The sequence below is a fragment of the Aeromonas rivipollensis genome (assembly GCF_037811135.1).
In the GTDB taxonomy this organism is placed as follows: Bacteria; Pseudomonadota; Gammaproteobacteria; order Enterobacterales; family Aeromonadaceae; genus Aeromonas; species Aeromonas rivipollensis.
In genome coordinates, this window is record NZ_CP149130.1 from 425863 (window position 1) to 447456 (window position 21594).

General features: G+C 62.9%; 25 protein-coding genes and 1 riboswitch. Of the genes, 22 read left to right on the forward strand and 3 right to left on the reverse strand.

All coding sequences use genetic code 11. The annotated features are described in order from the left end of the window. Positions 1 to 227: 227 nt before the first annotated feature. The 14 genes from lfiM to lfiJ all read left to right on the forward strand — a co-directional run bounded on the left by lfiM (position 228) and on the right by lfiJ (position 13829). Positions 228 to 1085 (forward strand): lateral flagellar motor switch protein LfiM, encoded by an 858-nt coding sequence (lfiM, locus tag WIR04_RS01990; protein WP_338890062.1) that lies wholly within the window; start codon positions 228 to 230, stop codon positions 1083 to 1085. A 7-nt stretch (positions 1086 to 1092) separates the two neighbouring features. Continuing rightward, positions 1093 to 1470 (forward strand): lateral flagellar motor switch protein LfiN, encoded by a 378-nt coding sequence (gene lfiN / locus WIR04_RS01995; RefSeq protein ID WP_025328506.1) that lies wholly within the window; start codon positions 1093 to 1095, stop codon positions 1468 to 1470. Next, positions 1470 to 2204 (forward strand): flagellar type III secretion system pore protein FliP, encoded by a 735-nt coding sequence (gene fliP, locus WIR04_RS02000; RefSeq protein ID WP_025328505.1) that lies wholly within the window; start codon positions 1470 to 1472, stop codon positions 2202 to 2204. Before lfiN ends, fliP begins: the two co-directional genes overlap by 1 nt. Position 2205: 1 nt before the next feature. Then, positions 2206 to 2475 carry a flagellar biosynthesis protein FliQ gene (fliQ, locus tag WIR04_RS02005; protein ID WP_025328504.1) on the forward strand — a complete coding sequence of 90 codons (270 nt, stop codon included), beginning with the start codon at positions 2206 to 2208 and terminating at the stop codon, positions 2473 to 2475. Beyond that, positions 2472 to 3254, forward strand: a complete 783-nt coding sequence (gene lfiR, locus WIR04_RS02010) for a lateral flagellar biosynthetic protein LfiR (protein ID WP_025328503.1) — start codon at positions 2472 to 2474, stop codon at positions 3252 to 3254. Before fliQ ends, lfiR begins: the two co-directional genes overlap by 4 nt. Next, positions 3251 to 4387 (forward strand): flagellar biosynthesis protein FlhB, encoded by a 1137-nt coding sequence (gene flhB, locus WIR04_RS02015; protein WP_307765819.1) that lies wholly within the window; start codon positions 3251 to 3253, stop codon positions 4385 to 4387. The genes lfiR and flhB overlap by 4 nt, the downstream gene beginning before the upstream one ends. 3 nt (positions 4388 to 4390) lie before the next feature. Beyond that, the gene (lfhA, locus tag WIR04_RS02020) at positions 4391 to 6466 is read left to right on the forward strand and encodes a lateral flagellar biosynthesis protein LfhA (protein WP_025328501.1); all 2076 of its coding nucleotides are present in this window, start codon (positions 4391 to 4393) and stop codon (positions 6464 to 6466) included. Between the two features lie 194 nt (positions 6467 to 6660). Further along, positions 6661 to 6748: riboswitch (cyclic di-GMP riboswitch) on the forward strand. 252 nt (positions 6749 to 7000) lie between these two features. Next, positions 7001 to 8263, forward strand: a complete 1263-nt coding sequence (lafK, locus tag WIR04_RS02025; RefSeq protein ID WP_275065808.1) for a lateral flagellar response regulator transcription factor LafK — start codon at positions 7001 to 7003, stop codon at positions 8261 to 8263. 11 nt (positions 8264 to 8274) lie between these two features. Then, positions 8275 to 8601: a lateral flagellar hook-basal body complex protein LfiE gene (gene lfiE, locus WIR04_RS02030; RefSeq protein ID WP_025328499.1), complete on the forward strand. Its 327-nt coding sequence runs from the start codon at positions 8275 to 8277 to the stop codon at positions 8599 to 8601. 18 nt (positions 8602 to 8619) lie between these two features. Beyond that, positions 8620 to 10359 carry a lateral flagellar M-ring protein FliFL gene (gene fliFL, locus WIR04_RS02035; protein WP_420883455.1) on the forward strand — a complete coding sequence of 580 codons (1740 nt, stop codon included), beginning with the start codon at positions 8620 to 8622 and terminating at the stop codon, positions 10357 to 10359. Next, entirely contained in the window at positions 10346 to 11374 is a 1029-nt protein-coding gene (gene fliGL, locus WIR04_RS02040) for a lateral flagellar motor switch protein FliGL (RefSeq protein WP_025328497.1), read from the forward strand. Before fliFL ends, fliGL begins: the two co-directional genes overlap by 14 nt. A gap of 12 nt (positions 11375 to 11386) precedes the next feature. Further along, positions 11387 to 12079, forward strand: coding sequence for a lateral flagellar assembly protein FliH (gene lfiH / locus WIR04_RS02045; RefSeq protein WP_139745533.1), 693 nt, complete (start codon positions 11387 to 11389; stop codon positions 12077 to 12079). Further along, positions 12072 to 13403, forward strand: coding sequence for a lateral flagellar FliI-like assembly ATPase LfiI (gene lfiI, locus WIR04_RS02050; RefSeq protein WP_338890078.1), 1332 nt, complete (start codon positions 12072 to 12074; stop codon positions 13401 to 13403). Before lfiH ends, lfiI begins: the two co-directional genes overlap by 8 nt. 9 nt (positions 13404 to 13412) lie before the next feature. Beyond that, positions 13413 to 13829 (forward strand): lateral flagellar protein LfiJ, encoded by a 417-nt coding sequence (gene lfiJ, locus WIR04_RS02055; RefSeq protein ID WP_025328494.1) that lies wholly within the window; start codon positions 13413 to 13415, stop codon positions 13827 to 13829. Positions 13830 to 13833: 4 nt separating this feature from the next. Here lfiJ and lfgN read toward each other — a convergent pair whose 3' ends face one another. The 3 genes from lfgN to lfgA form a co-directional block, all read right to left on the reverse strand. After that, entirely contained in the window at positions 13834 to 14277 is a 444-nt protein-coding gene (gene lfgN / locus WIR04_RS02060) for a lateral flagellar protein LfgN (RefSeq protein WP_234566782.1), read from the reverse strand. Further along, a complete protein-coding gene (gene flgM / locus WIR04_RS02065; RefSeq protein WP_139745578.1) occupies positions 14274 to 14546 on the reverse strand; it encodes a flagellar biosynthesis anti-sigma factor FlgM in 273 nt (90 codons plus the stop codon). The genes lfgN and flgM overlap by 4 nt, the downstream gene beginning before the upstream one ends. A gap of 78 nt (positions 14547 to 14624) precedes the next feature. Next, positions 14625 to 15347, reverse strand: coding sequence for a lateral flagellar basal body P-ring formation protein LfgA (lfgA, locus tag WIR04_RS02070; RefSeq protein WP_338890085.1), 723 nt, complete (start codon positions 15345 to 15347; stop codon positions 14625 to 14627). A gap of 130 nt (positions 15348 to 15477) precedes the next feature. On the opposite strand from lfgA, the gene lfgB reads away from it, so the two are divergent. From lfgB to fgIL, 8 genes are all read left to right on the forward strand, one after another. Beyond that, entirely contained in the window at positions 15478 to 15861 is a 384-nt protein-coding gene (lfgB, locus tag WIR04_RS02075) for a lateral flagellar basal body rod protein LfgB (protein WP_307765814.1), read from the forward strand. A gap of 2 nt (positions 15862 to 15863) precedes the next feature. Then, a complete protein-coding gene (flgCL, locus tag WIR04_RS02080; RefSeq protein WP_307765813.1) occupies positions 15864 to 16289 on the forward strand; it encodes a lateral flagellar basal body rod protein FlgCL in 426 nt (141 codons plus the stop codon). Next, complete coding sequence (locus WIR04_RS02085; protein WP_025328488.1) at positions 16290 to 16973, forward strand: flagellar hook assembly protein FlgD; 684 nt, start codon at positions 16290 to 16292, stop codon at positions 16971 to 16973. It abuts the gene before it with no gap. Between the two features lie 18 nt (positions 16974 to 16991). Further along, positions 16992 to 18185: a lateral flagellar hook protein FlgEL gene (gene flgEL, locus WIR04_RS02090; RefSeq protein WP_025328487.1), complete on the forward strand. Its 1194-nt coding sequence runs from the start codon at positions 16992 to 16994 to the stop codon at positions 18183 to 18185. Between the two features lie 10 nt (positions 18186 to 18195). Next, positions 18196 to 18930 (forward strand): lateral flagellar basal-body rod protein LfgF, encoded by a 735-nt coding sequence (gene lfgF, locus WIR04_RS02095; protein WP_025328486.1) that lies wholly within the window; start codon positions 18196 to 18198, stop codon positions 18928 to 18930. A gap of 89 nt (positions 18931 to 19019) precedes the next feature. Then, positions 19020 to 19805 carry a lateral flagellar basal-body rod protein LfgG gene (lfgG, locus tag WIR04_RS02100; protein ID WP_025328485.1) on the forward strand — a complete coding sequence of 262 codons (786 nt, stop codon included), beginning with the start codon at positions 19020 to 19022 and terminating at the stop codon, positions 19803 to 19805. After that, the gene (gene flgH / locus WIR04_RS02105) at positions 19805 to 20476 is read left to right on the forward strand and encodes a flagellar basal body L-ring protein FlgH (RefSeq protein ID WP_025328484.1); all 672 of its coding nucleotides are present in this window, start codon (positions 19805 to 19807) and stop codon (positions 20474 to 20476) included. The genes lfgG and flgH overlap by 1 nt, the downstream gene beginning before the upstream one ends. Positions 20477 to 20484: 8 nt before the next feature. Continuing rightward, a complete protein-coding gene (fgIL, locus tag WIR04_RS02110; RefSeq protein WP_139745585.1) occupies positions 20485 to 21591 on the forward strand; it encodes a lateral flagellar basal body P-ring FlgIL in 1107 nt (368 codons plus the stop codon). Positions 21592 to 21594: the final 3 nt, after the last annotated feature.

Here is a 21594-nt window from a genome sequence, read left to right on the forward strand (position 1 = left end):
CCTTAAAATCCCGGCACCTCTGGTGCCGGGATTTTTATTTTCGGCTGGCCATGCGGCCGCGTGGCGCCTTTTGGGGTTTTGTAATAAAGTTCTCGCCCGTTTCGGTCGCTCTATGTCGGCTGGACTATTTGTATCGATCACGCGGCTGGCCTGATGAGTGTCTCTATAAGGCAGTAGGGCGAGATGAAAATGGCAAAGGTGGATTTGTAATGTCATCAAGCGGCGTAATGCTCACACCTTCCCGGTTGCTCTGTGCGCAGCGGGGCAAAACCCTTCCCCATTATGATCTGCTGGGCGTCGAGCGAGCCAATCAGGCGCGGCTCAAGCAGCTCAACGCCCAGCTGGGCTCTTTTTCGCAGCAGGCATCGGGCTGCATGGCCCAGCTGTTCAATGCGGCGGATTGCGAACTGGGTTATCAGGATTTCTCTTCCGCTCTGCCCCAGGATCGCGAAGATACCCTGATCTGGGTCGAGGCGCGCACCCCGCTGGATGCCCAGCGTGTCGCCTATTTCTCCATCTCTCCCACCGTCATCTATCAGCTTGCCGTGCTGTTCTTTGGTGGCTCCCTGCAACACAAGGGCGCCACGACCGCCCATGGCAGGGGATTGACCGATACCGAGCAGCGATTGCTGCTGCGGCTATGCCAGTACCAGATCGACATCTGGTCTGCCTGCCTCGGTCAGGGAGACCTCGCCTGGCAGCTGACCCTGGTCACCCGGGATGCGGTGCCGGCAACCCGGCTCTGGGTGACAGAGGCCAGCATGCTGGCCGGTGGCAGCAACCATGACTGGCAGTTCTGGCTGGCGCCTCCCGAGGAGACCCTCAGCATAGGAGCCGGTCATCCCGTGCAGAAGGCGCAGCTTGAGCAGGCCCTGACTCAGGTGCCGGTGCAACTGCGAGTGGTCATGGGGCAGATGTCCATGACACTGGCGGATCTGGAATGCCTCAAGGTGGGGGATGTGCTCTCGCTGGATTTGCCCGAGGTGGTGCCGGCCCTGATCGGCAACCGCCCCTGTTTTAATGGACGCATTGCTGAACATAAAGGCAGCCTGGTGTATCAGGTTGCGACTGTGGTAGAGGAGTAGTCGAATCGTGAACGAGCACAACATGAATGACCCGCTGGATCTGGATGGCCTGGATCAGCTGTTTGGTGATGATATCAGCATGCCGAGTGCGGCCGACTACATGGCGCCCACCAGTAGCAGCAAGCAGCGGGATCTCTCCTTTTTCCATCAGATCCCGGTCAAGGTGACGCTGGAAGTGGCCAGCACCGAAGTCGCGCTGGGTGAACTGATGAAGGTGGAAGAGGGGGCCGTCATCGAGCTGGACAAGCTGGCGGGCGAACCGCTGGATGTGCGGGTCAACGGTCGCCTGCTGGCCAGGGGCGAGGTGGTGGTGGTGAATGGCAAGTACGGCCTGCGCCTGGTCGACGTGGTCGACACCAAGCTGCTGGGTGGCATGAACGACTGATGCGTTATCTGCCGGTTGCCCTGCTGCTGTTCGCGCTGCCGAGCTGGGGCGCGGACATGACGCTGTTCTCTGTCTCCCCCAGCGATACCGGGGGCGAGGATTACAGCATCAAGCTGCAGATCCTCTTCTTCATGACCCTGCTGGGTCTGTTGCCGACTCTGTTGCTGATGATGACCAGCTTCACCCGGATCATCATAGTGCTGGCCATCCTGCGTCAGGCCATGGGGTTGCAGCAGAGCCCCCCCAACAGGGTGCTGATCGGCATCAGCCTGATCCTGACCCTGGTGATCATGAGACCGGTCTGGACCGAAATGTATCAGCACGCCTTCGTGCCCTATGACCAGAACGAGATTACCCTGTCCGAGGGGCTGGCCCGGGCGGAGAAACCCTTGCGGCAATTCATGCTGGCCCAGACCAGGGAGCCGGATCTGGAGCAGATGCTGCGCATCTCCGGCGAGCCCACCACCCTCGCCAAGAGCGAGGTGCCCTTCGGCGTGCTGCTGCCCGCCTTCGTATTGAGCGAGCTAAACACCGCCTTCCAGATAGGCTTCATGCTGTTCATTCCCTTCCTCGTCATCGACCTGGTGGTCGCCAGCGTGCTGATGGCGATGGGGATGATGATGCTCTCGCCCCTCATCATCTCGCTGCCATTCAAGCTGATGGTCTTCGTGCTGGTGGATGGCTGGTCCATGACGGTCGGTACCCTGGCGGCCAGTTTCGGCGGCGGAGGCTGAGGTGACACCTGAACAGAGCGTGGCCCTGGTCGGGGGGGCCGTGAACCTGGTGGTCATCATGGTCTCGGTGCTGATCGTGCCCGGCCTCATCGTCGGTCTGGTGGTCAGCATCTTCCAGGCCGCGACCCAGATCCAGGAGCAGACCCTCAGCTTCCTGCCCCGTTTCATCGTGACCCTGTTGACGCTGATCTTCACGGGGAACTGGCTGCTGTCGCAGATCACCACCCTGTTTTCCGACCTGTTCCAGAAGATCCCCGGGCTCATCGGATGAACTCCCTGCTGTCGCTCAGTGCGGCCGAGCTGACCGCCTGGCTGGGACAGTGGTGGTGGCCCTTCATTCGTATCGCGGCAGCCTTCTGGGTGATGCCGGTGTTTGGTGATGGCCGCATCCCGGCCCAGGTCCGCATCTTTCTGGCCTTCGTCATCAGCCTGCTGATCGCCCCCATGCTCAAGGACATGCCGGCTCTGGATCCCTTCAGCGTCGGCATGATGGTGCTGACCCTGGAACAGCTGCTGTTCGGTCTGCTGTTCGGGCTCTGCATCCAGATGCTGTTCATGGTGATGACCATGGCGGGCCAGATCCTCTCCATGCAGATGGGTCTGGCGATGGCGGTGATGAATGATCCGTCCAACGGGGACACGGCGCCCATCGTCAGCCAGATCATGCTGATCTTCTGCTCGCTGCTGTTCCTCGGCCTGAACGGCCATCTGGTGACCCTGGAGGTGCTGGTGCAGAGCCTGCGCAGCTGGCCACCGGGGGCCTCCCTCTACGCGCTGGACCTGAAGGGGGTCATCGGCCTGTTCGGCTGGAGCATAGGGGCGGCCCTGATCCTGACCCTGCCGGCCGTGGTGGCCATGCTGATGGTCAATCTCACCTTCGGGGTGCTCAACCGTACCGCCCCCTCGCTGAACATTTTCTCTTTGGGCTTCCCCATGACGCTGTTGCTGGGGCTGCTCACCATGGCCATCTCCATCAGCGGTGTGCCGGCCCGGTATCTGGATCTGGTCGCCCATGTGCTGGCCCAGCTCAGGGCGTTGACGCCGACATGAGTCAGAGCAGCGCCCAGGATAAAACCGAAGAGGCCTCCACCCAGAAAAGGCGCAAGGCGCGGGAAGAGGGGCAGATAGCGCGCTCCAAGGAGCTGAGCTCCGCCGGTCTGCTGCTGATCGGTGGGCTGGCCATGCAGTGGATGGTGCCGAGCTTCGGCCTTTTCTTTGCCGAGCTGATGAAGCAGCCCCAACGCTTCAACTGGCAGGGGGCGCGGGATCCCCAGATGATGATCCAGTGGACCGCCGATGCGCTGATCGGCATGTTGTGGGTCCTGCTGCCGCTGTTCGGCCTGCTCGCCCTGTTGCTGGTCCTGCTCAGCATAGTGCCGGGGGGCATGGTGCTGGTCTGGAAGAAGCTGATGCCAAGCGGGGAGAAGCTCAATCCGCTCAAGGGCCTTAAGCGGATGTTCTCGACCCACAGCCTGATGGAACTGCTGAAATCCCTTCTCAAGGTGCTGCTGATCGGCGGCACCCTGGCCCTGATGCTCCAGCACCAGTGGCCCCTGCTGATGATGATGAACCGCATGCCGCCCCAGGCTGCCATGGAACAGGCGCTGCGCATCCTTTCTCAGGCATTTATCTTGCTAGGCACGGTGCAGATGCTGATCGCCGTGCTGGATGTCCCCTATCAGCGCTGGTCATTGAACAAGCAGTTGAAGATGACCAAGCAGGAGGTCAAGGACGAGCACAAGAACAGCGAGGGGCGCCCAGAGATCAAGGCCAGGATCCGCCAGGTGCAGGGCATGCTGGCGCGGGCGCGCATCGAACAGCGGGTGCCGCAGGCAGACGTCATCATAGTGAACCCGACCCATTACGCGGTCGCCATCAAGTATGATCCTGCGAGGGCCAACGCCCCCTATGTGATTGCCAAGGGTATAGACGGCATGGCGGAGCGGATCCGCGAGGTCGCCAGGCAGCACGACAAGATGGTGATGAGCCTGCCGGAGCTGACCCGGGCCATCTATTACTCCACCCGGGTGGATCAGGAAGTGCCGGCGGGCCTCTACACAGCGGTCGCCTATGTATTGAACCACGTATTGCAGTTACGGGCCTATGAGGCAGGCAAGGGCAGAAAACCCAATCCCCTTGCTCCTCTGCATGTGCCGCCCGAGTTACGTCAACCTGAGAGGTAAGTTGTGAACTGGCGTGTATTGACCCAATCCTATACAGCTATCCCCATGATGCTGCTGGCCATCCTGGCGATGATGATACTGCCTCTGCCAGGTTGGCTGCTGGATGCCCTGTTCACCTTCAACATAGTGCTGGCGGTGCTGGTGCTGCTGGTCTCTGTCTCGGCTCGCCGCCCCCTCGATTTCTCCGTATTCCCGACAGTGCTGCTGGTGGCCACCCTGATGCGGCTGTCCCTCAACGTCGCCTCCACCCGGGTGGTGCTGCTCCATGGTCATGAGGGCAACGAGGCCGCCGGCAAGGTCATCCAGGCCTTCGGGGAAGTGGTGATCGGTGGCAACTACGTGGTGGGTCTGGTGGTGTTCGTGATCCTGATGATCATCAACTTCGTGGTGATCACCAAGGGGGGGGAGCGGATCTCCGAAGTCTCCGCCCGCTTCACCCTGGATGCCATGCCGGGCAAGCAGATGGCCATAGATGCCGATCTCAACGCCGGCACCCTGGATCAGCACCAGGCCCGCGCCAGGCGGGAAGAGATCGCCAGGGAAGCCGACTTCTACGGCGCCATGGACGGGGCCTCCAAGTTTGTCCGTGGCGATGCCATCGCCGGCCTGCTGGTGCTGATCATCAACCTGGTGGGCGGTCTCGCCATCGGTATCTTCCAGCACTCGCTGCCGGTCTCCGATGCCTTCCGCATCTATGCCCTGCTCACCATAGGTGATGGTCTGGTCGCCCAGATCCCCTCCCTGCTGATGTCCACCGCGGCGGCCATCATAGTCACTAGGGTGAGTGACGAGGGGGAGATGTCGGATCAGGTCGGCCAGCAGATCCTGGCTTCTCCCCGGGTCATCTATACGGCGGCGACCATCATGCTGATCCTGGGCCTGGTGCCCGGCATGCCCATGCTGGCCTTCCTCAGCTTTGCCGCTGTGCTGGCCTGGACCGGCTGGAGCGTCAGCCAGCGCCGGGCAAAGGATCCGGCCCTGGATGCGGCCGAGGAGCTGACGAGGCAGATGGTACAGCCGGAGCCGCAAGGGCTGGACTGGCAGGATCTGCCGCCGGTGGATGCGGTCGCCATCGAACTGGGTTATCGGTTGGTGCCGCTGGCCGAGGCGAACAAGGGGGCCGAGCTGCTCGCCCGGGTGCGCGGCATTCGCAAGACACTGTCCGAGCAGTACGGTTTCCTGCTGCCCGAGATCCGGGTGCGGGACAACCTGCAACTGCAGCCGGACCAGTATCGCATCAAGCTGTCTGGCATTGCCCTGGCCACAGGCAATGTGGATTGCCAGCGGCTGATGGCCATCAGCAGCGGCGAGACCTATGGCGCCCTGGACGGCGAGCTGACCCAGGATCCGGCCTATGGCATGAACGCTGTCTGGATCTCGCCGGACAACAAGGCCAAGGCGCTCAACCTGGGTTACTCCGTGGTCGACTCTGCCACCGTCATCGCCACCCATGCCAGCAAGTTGCTCAGGGAGCAGCTCGATGGGCTCTTCGGCCATGACGAGGTGGGCAAGCTGGGCCAGTATCTGGCCACCCAGTCCCCCCGCCTGGCGGAAGAGCTCAATCTGGCCCTGACCCAGATGCAGCAACTGCGGGTCTTCCGTCAATTGCTCAAGGAGCAGATCAGCCTCACCGACATCCGCACCATAGCCACCACCTTGCTGGATGCGAGCGAGCTGACCAAGGACCCGGTGCTGCTGGCCTCGGACGTGCGCTGCGCCCTCAAGCGCCAGATCGTCAGGCAGGCGATCGGATCCCGCGACATACTGGCGGCCTTCACCCTGGACGACCGGCTGGAGCAGACCCTGCTGACGGCAATGAACCAGTCCCAGCAGCAGGGAAAAATCCAGCTGGACAGCTTCCCGGTCGACCCGCAATTGCTGGCGCAGTTGCAGCAGAACATGCCGCTGGTGAAGGAGCAGTTGCAGCAGCAGGGGTATGCGCCCGTGCTGGTGGTCATGCCCCAGCTCAGGCCCCTGATCGCCCGCTATGCCCGATCCTTCTCAAAGGGTCTCAAAGTGCTCTCTTATAACGAGATCCCGGAAGATTTACGGGTCGAAGTAATTGGCACCCTGGGCTGAAGTGGAATTGCCACGCCCATATGCCGGCAGGAAGAGACTATTCCGCACATCTGCTTGAATTGTCATATAAAGCCGTTATGATGTGACGGCTTTTGACGCGACACAGACTGACAGTGAAAAAATAAAATAGAAACAGTCAGATGTGTCACATGGCTTAAGGACAACCAAGCCATGCCATCCTAATACGGGTCGTCGCATGATAAAGGCAAACTGAACTGAAAAGTCAGGACGCAAAGCCTCCGGTCTAACGGCATTGATGCTAATGATAGCGGGGTTACCAAGGTCATGATTCCAGCCTTGTTTTCATACCGATATAGGGTAAGTGCTCAATAAGAGGTGCTGCCCCGTCCTGGTGCGTTTTTATTTTTTGAGCGTCAGTTCTGTTGATTGATTCATGTGCAATCACAGGTTCGGGTTAATATGTTTTCTGATTTATCTATCAAGGAAAATTCAATACCCGTCGGTATTGAATCTCATGCACATCTATTATTAGTTTCCTCTTCGTTATCAAATGGAGACGATGTTGAGGGAATATTGTTGAATGCAGGCTATCGCGTCTCTTGCCTGAATTCTGTCCCGCTGGCCAAGCAATTTCTCTCCAACCATTCCGCGGATCTCGTGTTGCTCGACATGGCGGTCATGACCGAGGCCGGTCCCTCAATGGTGCAGGAGCTGGCGGGTACCGACTGCGTCATCCTGGTCAATGAGCACCAGGCCTATCTGGCGGCGGAGGCCATGCGGGCCGGCGCCATCGATTACATCATCAAGCCTTTCAGTCAGCGCCAGATCCTCGATGTGGTGAGGGGGGCCCTGCGCCTGCGTCAGGCCATTCCCAACCTGATCGCCTCCTCGCCTCTGAGCCTGCAGGTATTGCAGCTCGCCAGGCGGGCTGCCAAGACCTCGGCCACCATCCTCATCGGCGGCGAGTCGGGGACGGGCAAGGAGCGGCTGGCCCGCTACATCCACGAGATGTCCAGCCGGGCGGGCAAGCCCTTCGTGGCCATCAACTGCGCAGCCATCCCCGAATCCATGCTCGAATCCATCCTGTTCGGACACAGCAAGGGGGCCTTTACCGGCGCGACCGCCAGCCAGCAGGGCAAGTTCGAGCTGGCCCAGGGGGGCACCCTGCTGCTCGACGAGATCTCCGAACTGCCGCTGGCATTGCAGGCCAAGCTGCTGCGGGTACTGCAGGAGAAAGAGGTCGAGCGGTTGGGCAGCCATCAGGTGATTGCGCTGGATGTGCGGATCATTGCCGCCAGCAACAGAGACCTGAGGGAGTTGGTGTTGCAGGGGGAGTTTCGCGAGGACCTCTTCTACCGGCTCGATGTGCTGCCCATGAGCTGGCCCGCCCTGCGGGAGCGGCCGGACGACATACTGCCGCTGGCGGAGTACTTCATCGAGCGCTACGCCGCCCAGCAGGGGTATCGCCTCAGCGAGAGCGCCTGCAAGCAGCTGCTCTCCTATGACTGGCCGGGCAATGTGCGCGAACTGGACAACGTGATCCAGCGGGCGCTAATTATGGCTCGCGGATTGCATATTCAGGCGGTCGATTTGATGCTGCCCCATTATGCCGTGGAAGCCGACAACCTGTTACCGCAGACGCTTGCGGCCCCGGAGGGGCTCAGCGAGACCAAACGGCATGCCGAATTTCAATTCGTCCTGGAGACGTTGCGCCGTTTTCGTGGTCACCGGACTCGTACGGCCGAAGCCCTTGGGATGACGACCCGGGCACTTAGATACAAGCTGGCTGCCATGCGCGAGCAGGGCATCGATGTCGAGCAGCAGATTCAAAACTAAGGGATAACCGAGTGAAGATTGAGATCATGTCATCACAGGTGACGCTCCTGCAGCAGATGCAGGAAATGCAGCGCGTTGCCAGTCACACCCCTTCCATCGAGCCTAACGACGCCTCGGCTGTCTCGTTCAGCGACGCCATGCGTGACGTCGTCGGCCGGGTCAACGAACAGCAGAATGTCGCGTCCAGATTGATGACCGCCGTCGACGCGGGTCAGAGCGACGATCTGGTGGGGGCCATGGTGGCCAGCCAGAAGGCAGGTCTCAGTTTTTCCGCCCTGATGCAGGTGCGCAACAAACTGATGACAGGCTTCGATGACATCATGCGCATGCCGCTCTGAGGGTAGGTCATGACTGAATTGGTATCATCCTCGCCGGGGGCATCGGGCTCCCTGATCGCCCGGGTACAGGAAGGGATGCGCAACTGGCGCACCCTGTCCCGGGACAACAAATCCATCCTGACCATAGCGCTGCTTGCCGCCATAGTGGCGGGCACCATAGTGGTGATCCTCTGGACCTCCAGCAAGAACTATGTGCCGCTCTACGGCAAGCAGGAGCTCTACGACACCGCCAACATCATGGAGATGCTGGAGAAGGAGCAGGTGCCCTTCCGGCTGGAGAAAAGCTCGGGCCAGATCCTGGTACCGGAGAGCCAGCTTGCCCACGTGCGCATGGCGCTGGCGGCGCGCGGGGTCAGGGCGGCCATGCCGGCCGGCCTCGAGGGGCTGGACACAGTGACAGGTCTTGGCACCAGCGAGTTCATGGAAGGGGCGCGTTATCGCCATGCCCTGGAAGGGGAGCTGGCCAGAACCATCATCTCGCTGGATGCGGTGCGCAGTGCCCGGGTGCATCTGGCTATCCCCAAGCGGACCCTGTTTGTCGGCCGTGACGAAGAGAAACCCAGCGCCTCCGTGATGCTGGATCTGCAACCCGGCCAGTCCATGGAGCCGGGTCAGGTCGAGGCCATCGCCAACCTGGTGGCGGGCAGCATCTCGGGCATGAAGCCCGGTGCCGTGACCATAGTGGATCAGGCGGGCCAATTGTTGAGTGCCGAGCTTGGCGACAAGGCGGGCTTCGGCAAGCAGAGCGTCCAGCAGATGGAATACGTGCGCAAGCTGGAGCAGTACATCCGCCAGCGTGCCAGCGACATGCTCTATCCCATGCTGGGCACCGGCAACTTCCGGGTCCAGATCGCCGCTGATGTCAACTTCAACGCTGTGGAAGAGACCCAGCAACAGCTGGATCCCAACGGTGTGGTGACCAAGGAATCCAACAAGTCCGACAAGACCATAGATGCCCTGGCGCTCGGCATTCCGGGGGCCCTGTCCAACCGTCCTCCCGAGACGGCGCCCCAGACCGACCAGGCTGCCGAAGGGAATGCGGCGGCGCCGGAGCCTGCCAAGAATGACACCCGTACCGAACGGCAGGAGGTCAGCAAGCAGTACGAGAACAGCCGCACCATAGTGCATACCCGCTATCAGCAGGGACGACTGGAGCGGATGAACGTCTCCATACTGCTCAACCAGCAGAGCGGCCCCAAAGGGGGCTGGAGCGCGGAGCAGCTGGAGCAGATCCGCCAGATGGTGGAGCGCTCCGTCGGCTTTGACGGCGTGCGTGGCGATCAGATCAGCTTGCAGGTGTTCGACTTCACCGGCGCCGTGCCGGTGACGCCACCTGAGTCGAGCTGGCTGGAGACCCCTTACTGGCAAGACTCCCTGCGCTACCTGGTGGGTGGCCTGCTGGGACTGACCCTGGTGTTCTTCGGCATTCGCCCTCTGGTGAAGCACCTGGTGCGTACCCAGCAATATCCTGATGCCGAGTCGGAACAGGAGCAGGATGAAGAGCAGGAACCGACCATAGGCCTCTCCATGCGCCGGGAAGGGGATGACGAGACTGACGGCACCGCGATTGGCAAGAGCCTGCAGCAGGCGGAATACAAGCTGGAGCCCCAGTTCTCCTCGCTGGATCTGGAGGCGCTGCCGGAGCCTGGCTCCGAGCTCGAGGTGCAGCTCAAGCACCTGCAACTGCTGGTGGATAAAGACACTGCCCGGGTGGCGGAAGTGGTCAGACAATGGGTGAGTGGCAATGAACAACGGTAATCTGAACCAGAGCGCGGTCGACATCGACATCGACAACCTCGAGAAGGCCGCCATCCTGCTGCTGAGCATGGGCACAGAGGCGGCCGCCAAGGTGATGCAGAAGCTGTCGCGGGACGAGGTGCAACGGCTCATCTCCAAGATGGCGGGCCTCTCCGGCGTGAGCTCGATAGAGGCAAAGTGGACCCTGCAGCAGTTCTTCAACCAGTATCGCGAGCAGAGCGGCATCGGCAGCGCGTCTCGGGAATACCTGGAGCAGACCCTGGATCTGGCGCTGGGTCAGCGCCTCTCCCGCAGCCTGCTCGACAGCCTCTATGGCGATGCGATGAGCCAGGACATCCAGCGCCTGCAATGGGTGCCAGCGGATGTCCTGGCCCGCTTCTTTCGCAACGAACACCCCCAGATGCAGGCGGTGCTGCTCGCCTTCCTGCCGCCCCAGACCGCCTCGGCCGTGCTCGATGCCCTGCCGGGGTCGCTCCACGACGATCTGCTGGTCCGGGTCGCCAGCCTCAGCTCGGTCAGCGAGCATGTGCTGGCCGAGCTGAGGCTGACCCTGGATCGCTGTCTCGCCTACGTGGCCGACCAGTCCGGCGCCAAGGTGAACGGGGTGCGCCAGGTGGCCGACATCCTCAACCGCTATCAGGGTGACAAGGAGCAGATGCTCTCCCTGCTGCGGGAACACGACGGCGACATGGCCCTCGAGATCGAGAAGAACATGTTCGACTTCATGGCCCTGCGTCGCCAGAGCGACGACACCCTGCAGCGTCTGGTGCAGGAGCTGCCGGCGGATCTGCTGGCGCTGGCCCTGAAGAATACCGACGCCGGTTTTCGCAAGGTGGTGCTGGGGGCCATGCCCAAGCGGATGGCGCAGGCACTGGAAGCCCAGATCCAGGATCAGGGCAGCGTCTCCCTGCGCAAGGTGGAGCAGGCCAGGGAAGAGGTGATGCAACTGGTGCGGGAACTGGTGGAGCAGGGCGAGATCGAGTTCCAGCTGTTCGAAGAAGCCACCGTCAGCTAACAGGAGACAGGCATGAGTCAGCATGTTCGCAAACTGGCGGCCGGTGCCACCCGTCTCTACCGTTTCCCGGCACTGGGACAGAGCGGGGAAGAGGCCAGAAGCCAGCAGGAAGAGTTCGAATACGGCTATCAGCAAGGGCTGGAGCAGGGACAGACAGAGGGGTATCAGGCCGGCTACCAGCAGGGGTTGACCAGCGGCCTGATTGAAGGGGAGGCCAAGGGTCTGCAACAGGGACAGGTGCGTGGCCTGGCCCAGGGGCTGGCCGAGGGCAGGGCCTCGTTCGATCAGGCCATGGTCCCCTTTGCCAAGCTGCAACAGCAGTGGGAGTCTCTGACCCGGGCCCGGATGCTGGAGCAGAAGGCGTTGATCGCCCAGCTGGTCGCCCAGGTGGCCAAGCGGGTGATCCAGGCCGAGTTCACCCTCAACCCGCAGCAGGTGCTCCAGCAGGTCGAACAGGCCATGGCGACCCTGCCGAGCGAGTCGGAAGATCTGGTGATCTACCTCAATGAGGGGGACAGGCAGCGCCTGGCCGAGCAGGGGGTGACCCGCTGCGAGAAGTGGCCGCTGCAGGTGGACGGGGCCCTGGGGGTCGGTGACGCCCGGATCGAGACCCGGGCCGCGGTGATCGAGATCAACACGGGGGAGCGGCTCGGTCGTTGCATCGAGCAGCTCAACCAGACCTTGGAACTGCCTCGGGATGCATGAGGCATTGCAGCAGGCGCTGACCTCGGCGCTGGACAGCCTGGACGAGATCCCGGGCTTTCGTCGTTATGGCCGCCTGGTGCGCGTCACCGGGCTGACCCTGGAAGTGGTGGGCTGCCAGCTGGTGATGGGGCAGCGCTGCCGGGTGGAAACGGCAACGGGTGACTCCCTGCTGGCCGAGGTGGTCGGCTTCAACCGGGATATCTCCTACCTGATGCCCCTGCAACCCATGAGCGGCCTCTATGCCGGTGCCCGGGTGCTGCCCATCGACGGGGAGGAGACCATAGTGGTCGGCGAGCACCTGCTCGGCCGGGTGCTAGACGGCCTGCTGCACCCCCTGGACGGGCGTTCGCTGTCAGAGGAGGGGGAGCGGGTTCCCCTGTTCTCTTCCCCCCCCAACCCCCTGCTGCGCACCCCGGTACGCGAGCCCCTGGATGTGGGCATTCGCGCCATCAACGGCCTGCTGACGGTCGGCAAGGGCCAGCGACTGGGGCTGTTTGCCGGCTCAGGGGTGGGCAAGAGCATGCTGCTCGGCATGATGACGCGCAATACCAGCGCCCAGATAGTGGTGGTGGGGCTCATCGGCGAGCGGGGCCGGGAGGTGCGGGAGTTCATCGAGCACAGCCTGGGAACAGAGGGGCTGGCCCGCGCCGTGGTGATCGCGGCCCCCGCTGACCAATCCCCCCTGATGCGCCTGCGGGCCGCCCAGCTGTGCCACCGCATCGCGGAGTATTTCCGTGAGCAGGGTCAGGACGTGCTGCTGCTGATGGACTCCCTGACCCGCTATGCCCAGGCCCAGCGGGAAATCGCCCTGGCGATCGGAGAGCCGCCCGCCACCCGTGGCTATCCGCCCTCGGTGTTCAGCATGCTGACCCAGCTGGTGGAGCGGGCGGGCAACGGCACCCGCACCGACGGCAGCCTGAGCGCCTTCTATACGGTGCTGGCGGAGGGGGATGATCAGCAGGATCCCGTGGTGGATGCCGCCAGGGCCATTCTCGATGGACACATAGTGCTGACGCGGCGGCTGGCGGAGGAGGGGCACTACCCCGCCATCGACATCGGCGCCTCGGTGAGCCGGGTGATGCCGCAGGTGGTGCCTCCACAATGGCAGGGGCTGGCGGTGAACCTGCGCCAGCTGTGGGGGCGCTACCAGCAGGTGCGCGAGCTGCTGCCCCTCGGCGGCTATCAGCCCGGCGCCGATCCCCAGATGGACGAAGCCGTGCAGCGCTATCCCGCCATCGCCAGCTTCCTGCAACAGGGGATCCATGAAGAGACCCCCATCACCCAGGTGGTGAGCGGCCTCAAGCAAGTGCTTGGCAGAGCCTAAGGACGCCCCATGCTGAAATCCTACCTCGGGTTGCAACAGGATGCCCTGGATACCATGGGCAAGGAGCGGCAGCGGCTGCGGGAGGTGGCGCTGCGTGAGGAGCGGCGGGCCCTCAAATTGCAGGAGGTGATAGCGACGCTGCAACCGGGCTCGGCCAGCTTCCATCCCCTGCTGTGGCAGAACAAGCAGCAGATGCAGGGACAACTGCGCCACCTGCTGGATCACCAGGTGCAGCAGTCCGCGCTGGCCAACCTGGATCTGGCGCGCCACGAGGGACAACTGCTCAAGCAGTTTGGCCGGGTCAAGGGGCTGGAACTGTTGCTGGACAAGCGGGATCTGGCGGCGCGCCAGCGGCAGGAGTCAGGGGAGCAGCGGCAACTGGACGAGCTCGCCAGCCTGCGTCATCGCACCCTGCAGGGGCGCTGACGATTCAATCGGGGAAGTGTTCCTGCCTGCCATAGGATGACTCCTGGCCCAGCAGGGTGTTGATCGTTTCGATCTGGCCGGCCAGCAGGCGTCCGTTGAGTTCGTTCTGGCGCCGGCACTGCTGCAACAGCCACTCGAGGCGTTGCCATTGCTCGCCAACGCGCTGTTGCAGCGGGTCGGGCAGTCTGGTGATGAGCGTCGCCATGCCCTGCTCGTCGGGCTTGAGCCCGAGCGCCAGCAGGTGCTGACAGCGTTGCTGGGCCTGTTGCTGGATGTCGGCCATCAGCCTAGTCTGCTGCCGGTTGTGTCCGGTCAACCCGTCGACATCGTGGCTGGCCAGCAGAGAGTGCTGGTTGAGCAGCAGCTGCTGCAGATCGGCGTAGCGGCCGCAGTCCTGCTGGATGCCGATGATCAGCTCCTTGACCCTCAGCTTGGGGGCCATGCTCATCGGCGGTGCATGTCCAGGATGGCCTGGCTCAGGGCATCCATGTCGAGCTCGAGCCGGCCTTCGCTGATGGCCTGGCGGATCTGGTTCACCTTCTCCATGTCCACGTCGGAAGTGGATGCCAGCTGAGACCTTGCCTGATTGATGCTCTGGGCCGTGCTGCTGATTAGGGCATCCCCCTGGCCGGCCCGTGGCTGGGCTGCGGGCGCGGCATCGGCCTTGCGCTGCTGCTGGGGTTGAACATAGATAGGGTCGGTGCGTGTGATTTTCATAACGTCAATTCCTGATGGTCTATCTCTGACAGGCGACCCGAAGGCGGCCGAACTTGAATCAAACTCGCCTTTTGTGGGCTAAAAACGGGTTTCGACTTCCCCCTTGTCGATCACCCAGGCCTGGATCTCCTTGCCCGAACTGAGGTTTCTGACCCTGACCCCCTCGCCAATGGCGGCATTGGTCAGCGCAGTGCCGCGGGTGGTGGCGGAAAAGCTCTGCTGGCCCGCCCTGATCAATACCCCTTCCCCCGCCCGGACGGCCCAGGCCAGCTGCAAGTCAAGTTCCCCTATCAGCTGGCCCATCCTGAGATGTCGGGTGCTTTTGCTGCCCACCAGGGACTCATTGCTTGGGACGAACCCCCGCTGCAACCGGCTGACGTCGAGGGACTTCTCGAGCAGATCCCCCGGCCCTATGGTCTGCCCTTTCTGGATCTCCTGCGCCGTCACCCAGACCGGCAGCATCAGGGTGACCTCCACCCGCGCCCTGAGCTGCCAGGCCGGTTCGGTACACTCCACCAGATAGGGTCGCCGCCCCCAGGGCTGGCGATACTGCCCGCCCGCCTGGTAGCGCACCGCCTGCTGGCAGGGGGGAAGATGGGCCACGGCGGGGGAGAGCCAGACCTGATAGTCGGCTTGGGTGTCCGGCCAGCCCTGTTGCTGCAGATAGTCGCGCAGGGCCAGCGCCGCATCTTCCTTGAGTCCGTCGCTCAGCCGTTGCGCCAGCGGTTCGGGTTCGGCCCGCAGGGGCAGCGCCAGGATCAGCAGGGCGAGCAGGCCACCCCGCTTCCATGTGGGAAACAACGCTTCCCCTTTTGCCTGCGCCCTCGGCCGCAGTCTATGCCCCGACCAGCGGAAATAAGGGATTTTCACGATTGGCATGAGTCTTGATAAAGGATGCACTGGTCTGACTGGTTCACAAGAAGGATGAAGCATGAGTATCTCATTTGACAGCGCGCTTGGCGTGCACCCCTATGCCCTCGATGTGCGGGCGGACAGAGCCCGTATTCTGGCAGGGAACTTGGCCAATGTGGATACCCCTGGCTATCTGGCGCGGGATGTCGACTACAAGTCGATCCTCGGTCGCGTCGCACAGCAGGTCGCGGCGGGCGAGCAGGGCAGCGCCATCAGCCAGGGCGAGACCGACATGCAGCATCCCCTCTATCGCATTCCCTACCAGGTCTCCATGGACGGCAACACAGCCGAGCTCAGCGTGGAGCAGAGCAAGTTTGCCAGCAATGCCACCGACTTTCAGACCAGCCTCACCTTCTTGAATATGAAAATCACCGGGATCGCCAAGGCGATCGAGGGCCGTTAATCATGTCGTTCAATCGCATCTATGACATCGCCGGCAGTGCCATGCGGGCGCAAACCGTCCGCCTCGACACCGTCGCCTCCAACCTCGCCAACGTCGACAGCGCCGCCGGCAGCGAAGAGGCCGCGTTCCGGGCCATCAAGCCGGTCTTCTCCACCCTCTACCAACGGGTACAGGATGCCGAGGGGCTCGGCGCCGCCCAGGTGCAGATCGCCGGCATAGTGCAGTCGGACCGCCAGGTGGAGAAGCGCCTCGAGCCGACCAACCCCCTGGCCGATGGCGACGGCTTCGTTTACTACTCCAACGTCAATGCGGTGGAGGAGATGGCGGACATGATGAGCGCCTCCCGGGGATTCGAGACCTCGGTCGAGGTGATCAACCGCATCAACAGCATGCAGCAAGGGCTGCTGCGTCTCGGCCAGGGGGCATAAATGAGCCTGCCACAGGTCAGCGGTCTGGATACCGCCCGCAGTGCCAGCCAGTACTCGGTGACGCCCGATATTGCCAGCAACAACACGACTGCCGGTCAGGGCGTGCAGCTGCGCAACGAATTCCTGCAGATGATGGTGGCCCAGATCCAGAACCAGGATCCGACCAACCCGCTTGACGGGGCCCAGTACGTCACCCAGCTGGCGCAGTTCAGCATGGTGGAGGGGGTGGAAGGGCTCAAGGTGCTGCAACAGAAGTCCATCAACATGATGGATACCCAGCAGGTGCTGCAGAGCACTGGCTTGATCGGCCAGGAAGTGATGGTGCCGAGCCAGACCCTGAACCAGCAGAAAGAGGGTGCCATCCGCGGTCAGGTGGAGCTGGCCGGTGCGGCCGATACGGTCGAGCTGAAGGTGTATGACAAGCACGGCACCCTGGTCGCGACCAAGGGCTGGGGCGAGAGCAAGGCGGGGCCGCTGGATTATGCGCTGCCGACCCTGCCCGCCGGCGAATACAGCTTCGAGGTGAAGGCCTCCCTCGCCGGGGTTGCCACCACCACCAAGAATTATGTGGCCAGCGAGGTTGAACGGGTCAACCTGCCGGGCACGGGCGAGATCATGTTGCAAGTGGCAGGCGTGGGGGATGTTCCCCTGTTCAGTGCCGTCCAGTTCGGCAAGTCGGCGTAATCAGATAGGAGCGAAACTGTGTCTTTTAGTATCGGACTGAGCGGCCTGCGCGCCGTCAACCAGGAATTGAGTGTCATCAGCAACAACGTGGCCAACGCCAGCACCGCGGGCTTCAAGTCCAGCCGAGCCGAGTTTGCCGCCATCTACGGCGGTGGTCAGGCCGGTGGCGTGGAGATGAACAACGTCTCCCAGAACTTCGATCGCAACGGCGACGTGACCCGGACCGGGCGCGGGCTGGATCTGGCGATCTCCGGCAACGGCTTCTTCGTGCTCAAGGATGGCAACGGCCAGACCTCCTACACCCGGGCCGGCATGTTCCAGCGGGATGCCAGCAATTATCTGACCACCGCCAGCGGCACCCGTCTGCAGGGCTACACCACCAACGAGGCCGGTGAATTGCAGTCTGGTGTGGTGGGGGACATCCAGGTCAAGACCGGCAGTCTGCCCGCCAAACCGTCCGACAGCCTGGAGTTCGTGGCCAACCTCAAGGCGGACGCCAGCGTCATCGATCAGGTCGTGCATCCCTTCGATCCCGCCAAGTCCGACAGCTTCAGCTACTCCCAGTCCAGCAAGGTCTATGACTCCCTCGGGGTCGAGCACACTGTCACCCAGTATTTCGTGAAGACGGGTGAGAACAGCTGGCAGGTCAACTACGCCTTCAACGGCACCCAGACCGGCACCCCGGTGGCCATGGAGTTCAACACCAACGGCACCCTGAAGACGCCGACCACGGCCCCGGTGCTGAACCTGGCCCCCGCCGGCGCCGAACCCATCAGCCTCACGGCCGATCTGGCCAAGGTCAGCCAGTATGCCTCCGACTTCAACGCCACCCGCAACCAGTCCAACGGCTATACCTCCGGGGATCTGACCGGGGTGCGGGTGGACGCGGATGGCGGTGTCTATGCCACCTTCACCAACGGCCAGAGCCTGCTCCAGGGCCAGGTGGTGATGGCGAACTTCACCAACCCCAACGGCCTGCTGCAGACCAACAACACCACCTGGCAGCAGTCGTTCAGCTCGGGCCAGCCGGTGCTGGGCGCGCCGGGCACCGGGACCCTGGGTGGTCTGACGGCAGGGGCCTATGAGGCATCCAACGTGGATCTGACGGGTGAACTGGTAAGCCTGATGACCTCCCAGCGCAACTATCAGGCCAACGCCAAGACCATCAGCTCGGCTGACAAGATGACTCAGGTACTCTTCAACTCCTTCTAAGGCGTGATGCGTGGAAAAGCTTATCTATACCGCCATGTCGGGGGCGCAACATACCCTGATGGCCCAGCAAATCCGGGCCAACAACCTGGCCAACGTCAATACCGCCGGTTTTCGGGCCGATTTCGAGCGGGCCTCCGCCTATGCCCTGGCCGGCGACGGCTATCAGAGCCGGGTGATGGCCCGGGAAGAGCAGGCGGGGACCGACTTTCGGGCGGGCGCCCTGATGCAGACCGGCCGCAAGCTGGATGTGGCGGTACGAGGTGAAGGCTTCATCACTGTGCAGACGGCCGATGGCAAGGAGGCCTACACCCGTGCCGGCAATCTGGAGGTGGACGGGGAGGGGCTCTTGACCCTCAATGGTCGCCCCGTGCTCGGGGACGGCGGCGAGATGGTGCTGCCGGCCTACCGTGACCTGAGCTTTGGCAAGGACGGTTCCCTCAGCATCACCCCCCCCGGTGGTGGCGCCCGGCTGGATGTGGGTCGTCTCAAGCTGGTCAATCCGGACCCGGCCGATCTGGTCAAGGGGCCGGATGGCTTGTTCCGCCAGCGCCAGGGCGGGGATGCGGAGATCAGCGAACAGGTGGTGCTGGCCTCGGGCTTCCTCGAGGGGGCGAACGTGAACGCGGTGGATGAGCTTATCAGCAGCATGTCCCTGACCCGCAACTTCGAGTTGCAGGTCAAGCTGATGAAGACGGCAGACGATCAGGCCAGGCAGGGTGCCCGGCTGATCTCGGGCCAGGGCTGACGGCATTGAAGGCGGTGGCCCCGGCCGACCGTGAACAAGAGTTGATGGGGCGCCTGAGCGCCCCCGAATGAATCGGTGGAGAGACGAAGATGCATGCAGCGCTTTGGGTGAGTAAAACGGGTCTGTCGGCACAAGATGCCAAGATGGCCAGCATTTCCAACAACCTGGCCAACGTCAACACGGTCGGTTTCAAGCGCGATCGGGTGGCGTTCGAAGATCTGTTCTATCAGGTGCAGCGTCAGCCAGGGGCCCAGCAGGATCAGCAAAACCTGTCCCCCATCGGCATCCAGATGGGTAACGGTGTGCGGGTGGTCGGCACCCAGAAGGTGTTCACCCCGGGCCAGTTCCAGAACACCAATCAGGAGCTGGACATGGCGGTGGTCGGTGCCGGCTTCTTCGGGGTCGAGCGCCCGGATGGCGAGACGGCCTACACCCGCAATGGTCAGTGGCACCGCAACGCGGAAGGCTTGCTGGTCAACTCCGACGGCCTGCCCATGCTGCCGCAGATCCAGATCCCGGACAACGCAACCAAGATCGCCATCGGCACCGACGGCACAGTGAGTGCCACCCTGCCGGGCCAGCAGGAGAACGTCGAGCTGGGGCGCATCACCCTGACCAACTTCTCCAACCCGGCCGGTCTGGAAGCCCTGGGGGGCAACCTCTATCGGGCGACCGGCGCCTCCGGTGAAGCCATCGAAGGGGTGCCGGGGGAAGAGGCCATGGGGGCCATCAAGCAGTTCACCCTGGAGAGCTCCAACGTCAACGTGGTGGAGGAGATGGTGGACATGATCACCACCCAGCGCGCCTACGAGATGAATGCCAAGGTGGTCTCCTCCGCGGATCAGATGCTCAAGTTCGTGACCCAGGCGTTGTGATGATGAGGGCGATGTGGCGTTGTGTCGTGTTCAGCCTGCTGCTGGGGGGCTGCTCCACCTATGAACTGCAGGCTCCCGAGCCCGGTGACGAGAAGTGGGCGCCTTCCCGCTCCCAGATGACGAAGTCAGGGGTGGGGGAGGATGGCAGCCTCTACCGTGGTGACTACATGATGACCCTGTTTCAGGATCGTCGCGCCTATCGCATCGGCGACATCCTGACCGTGATGCTGGAAGAGCGGACCCAGTCCAGCAAGAAAGCCAACACCAGCATGAACAAGAACAGCAGCCTCAATGTGCCGGCCCCCTCCATCGGCGGCGTGTCGCGGCCCGACTGGGGCGCCTCTGTCACGGCGGATCGGGACTTCGATGGCGGTGCCACCTCCAGCCAGCAGAACACTCTGGCCGGGGCCATCACTGTCACTGTGGCCGAGGTGATGCCCAACGGCGTGCTGGGGATCCGGGGAGAGAAGTGGATCCGTCTCAATCAGGGGGATGAGTACATCCGTCTGGGGGGCATGGTGCGGGTCGAGGACATCGATCAGAGCAACCGCATCTCTTCCCAGCGCATCGCCGATGCCCGCATCACCTATGCGGGTCGCGGTGCCCTTGCCGACAGCAACCAGATGGGCTGGCTGTCGCGCTTCTTCAGCTCCGCCTTCGCCCCCTTGTGAGGATTTCGATGAACAGATGGTATATCGCCTTGCTCTGCCTCTCCTTGTCTGGGGTGGCCGGGGCGGCCGCGCCCGCCAAGCGGGCGCTGCTGGACATCGCCGACGTGCAGGGGATGAGAACCAACCAGCTGGTGGGCTACGGCCTGGTGGTCGGCCTCTCCGGCACCGGGGATCGCAGCCAGGTCAAGTTCACCGGTCAGTCCATGGCCAACATGCTCAAGCAGTTTGGCGTGCAACTGCCCGATGACATAGACCCCAAGCTCAAGAACGTGGCCGCGGTCTCGGTGCAGGCGACCCTGCCTGCCCTGGCGGGCAAGGGGCAGCTGGTGGACGTGACTGTAACCTCCATCGGCGATGCCAAGAGCCTGCGGGGCGGCTCCCTGTTGCTGACCCCCATGCGCGGCATCGACGGCGAGGTCTATGCGGTTGCCCAGGGCAACCTGGTGGTGGCCGGGGTCAAGGCGGAAGGGCAGTCCGGCTCGTCCGTCACCATCAATGTGCCGACGGCGGGCATCATTCCCAACGGGGCCATCATAGAGCGGGAGGCGGTCAGCAACTTCTCGGACAAGCCCGAGGTCACCCTCAACCTGCATCAGCCGAATTTCAAGACGGCCCGCAACGTGGAGCGGGAGATCAACCGTCAGCTCGGTCCCGTGGCCAAGGCGGTCAGCGCCGGACGCATCCAGATTGCGGCGCCCCGCGACGAGAGCCAGCGCATCTCCTTCATGGCCCTGTTGCAGGACATCCAGGTGGACATGGGCAAGGAGCGACCCAGGGTGGTCTTCAACAGCCGCACCGGCACTGTGGTGATGGGGCAGGGCGTCAAGGTACGCAAGGCTGCGGTCAGCCACGGCAGCCTGACGGTGACCATAGGCGAGAGCCAGACGGTCAGTCAGCCCAATGCCTTCTCCAACGGCCGGACCACCACCACGCCCAACTCTCAGGTTCAGGTTGACCGGGAGCGCAACAACATGTTTGTCTGGCCGGATGGCACCTCCCTGGAGGTGATTGTCAAGGCAGTGAATTCCCTGGGGGCGACCCCGGACGATGTCATGGCCATTCTGCAAGCCCTCGACGAGGCGGGAGCCCTCGAAGGCGAGCTGGTGGTCATCTAAGGA

Excerpts from the sequence above, each read along its gene's own strand:
- lfiM (WP_338890062.1), top strand. The coding sequence starts at position 228 with ATGCTCACACCTTCCCGGTTGCTCTGTGCGCAGCGGGGCAAAACCCTT.
- fliP (WP_025328505.1), top strand. The coding sequence starts at position 1,470 with ATGCGTTATCTGCCGGTTGCCCTGCTGCTGTTCGCGCTGCCGAGCTGG.
- lfiR (WP_025328503.1), top strand. The coding sequence starts at position 2,472 with ATGAACTCCCTGCTGTCGCTCAGTGCGGCCGAGCTGACCGCCTGGCTG.
- flhB (WP_307765819.1), top strand. The coding sequence starts at position 3,251 with ATGAGTCAGAGCAGCGCCCAGGATAAAACCGAAGAGGCCTCCACCCAG.
- fliGL (WP_025328497.1), top strand. The coding sequence starts at position 10,346 with ATGAACAACGGTAATCTGAACCAGAGCGCGGTCGACATCGACATCGAC.
- lfiH (WP_139745533.1), top strand. The coding sequence starts at position 11,387 with ATGAGTCAGCATGTTCGCAAACTGGCGGCCGGTGCCACCCGTCTCTAC.
- lfiI (WP_338890078.1), top strand. The coding sequence starts at position 12,072 with ATGCATGAGGCATTGCAGCAGGCGCTGACCTCGGCGCTGGACAGCCTG.
- lfiJ (WP_025328494.1), top strand. The coding sequence starts at position 13,413 with ATGCTGAAATCCTACCTCGGGTTGCAACAGGATGCCCTGGATACCATG.
- lfgN (WP_234566782.1), bottom strand. The coding sequence starts at position 14,277 with ATGAGCATGGCCCCCAAGCTGAGGGTCAAGGAGCTGATCATCGGCATC.
- flgM (WP_139745578.1), bottom strand. The coding sequence starts at position 14,546 with ATGAAAATCACACGCACCGACCCTATCTATGTTCAACCCCAGCAGCAG.
- lfgB (WP_307765814.1), top strand. The coding sequence starts at position 15,478 with ATGAGTATCTCATTTGACAGCGCGCTTGGCGTGCACCCCTATGCCCTC.
- flgCL (WP_307765813.1), top strand. The coding sequence starts at position 15,864 with ATGTCGTTCAATCGCATCTATGACATCGCCGGCAGTGCCATGCGGGCG.
- WIR04_RS02085 (WP_025328488.1), top strand. The coding sequence starts at position 16,290 with ATGAGCCTGCCACAGGTCAGCGGTCTGGATACCGCCCGCAGTGCCAGC.
- lfgG (WP_025328485.1), top strand. The coding sequence starts at position 19,020 with ATGCATGCAGCGCTTTGGGTGAGTAAAACGGGTCTGTCGGCACAAGAT.
- flgH (WP_025328484.1), top strand. The coding sequence starts at position 19,805 with ATGATGAGGGCGATGTGGCGTTGTGTCGTGTTCAGCCTGCTGCTGGGG.
- fgIL (WP_139745585.1), top strand. The coding sequence starts at position 20,485 with ATGAACAGATGGTATATCGCCTTGCTCTGCCTCTCCTTGTCTGGGGTG.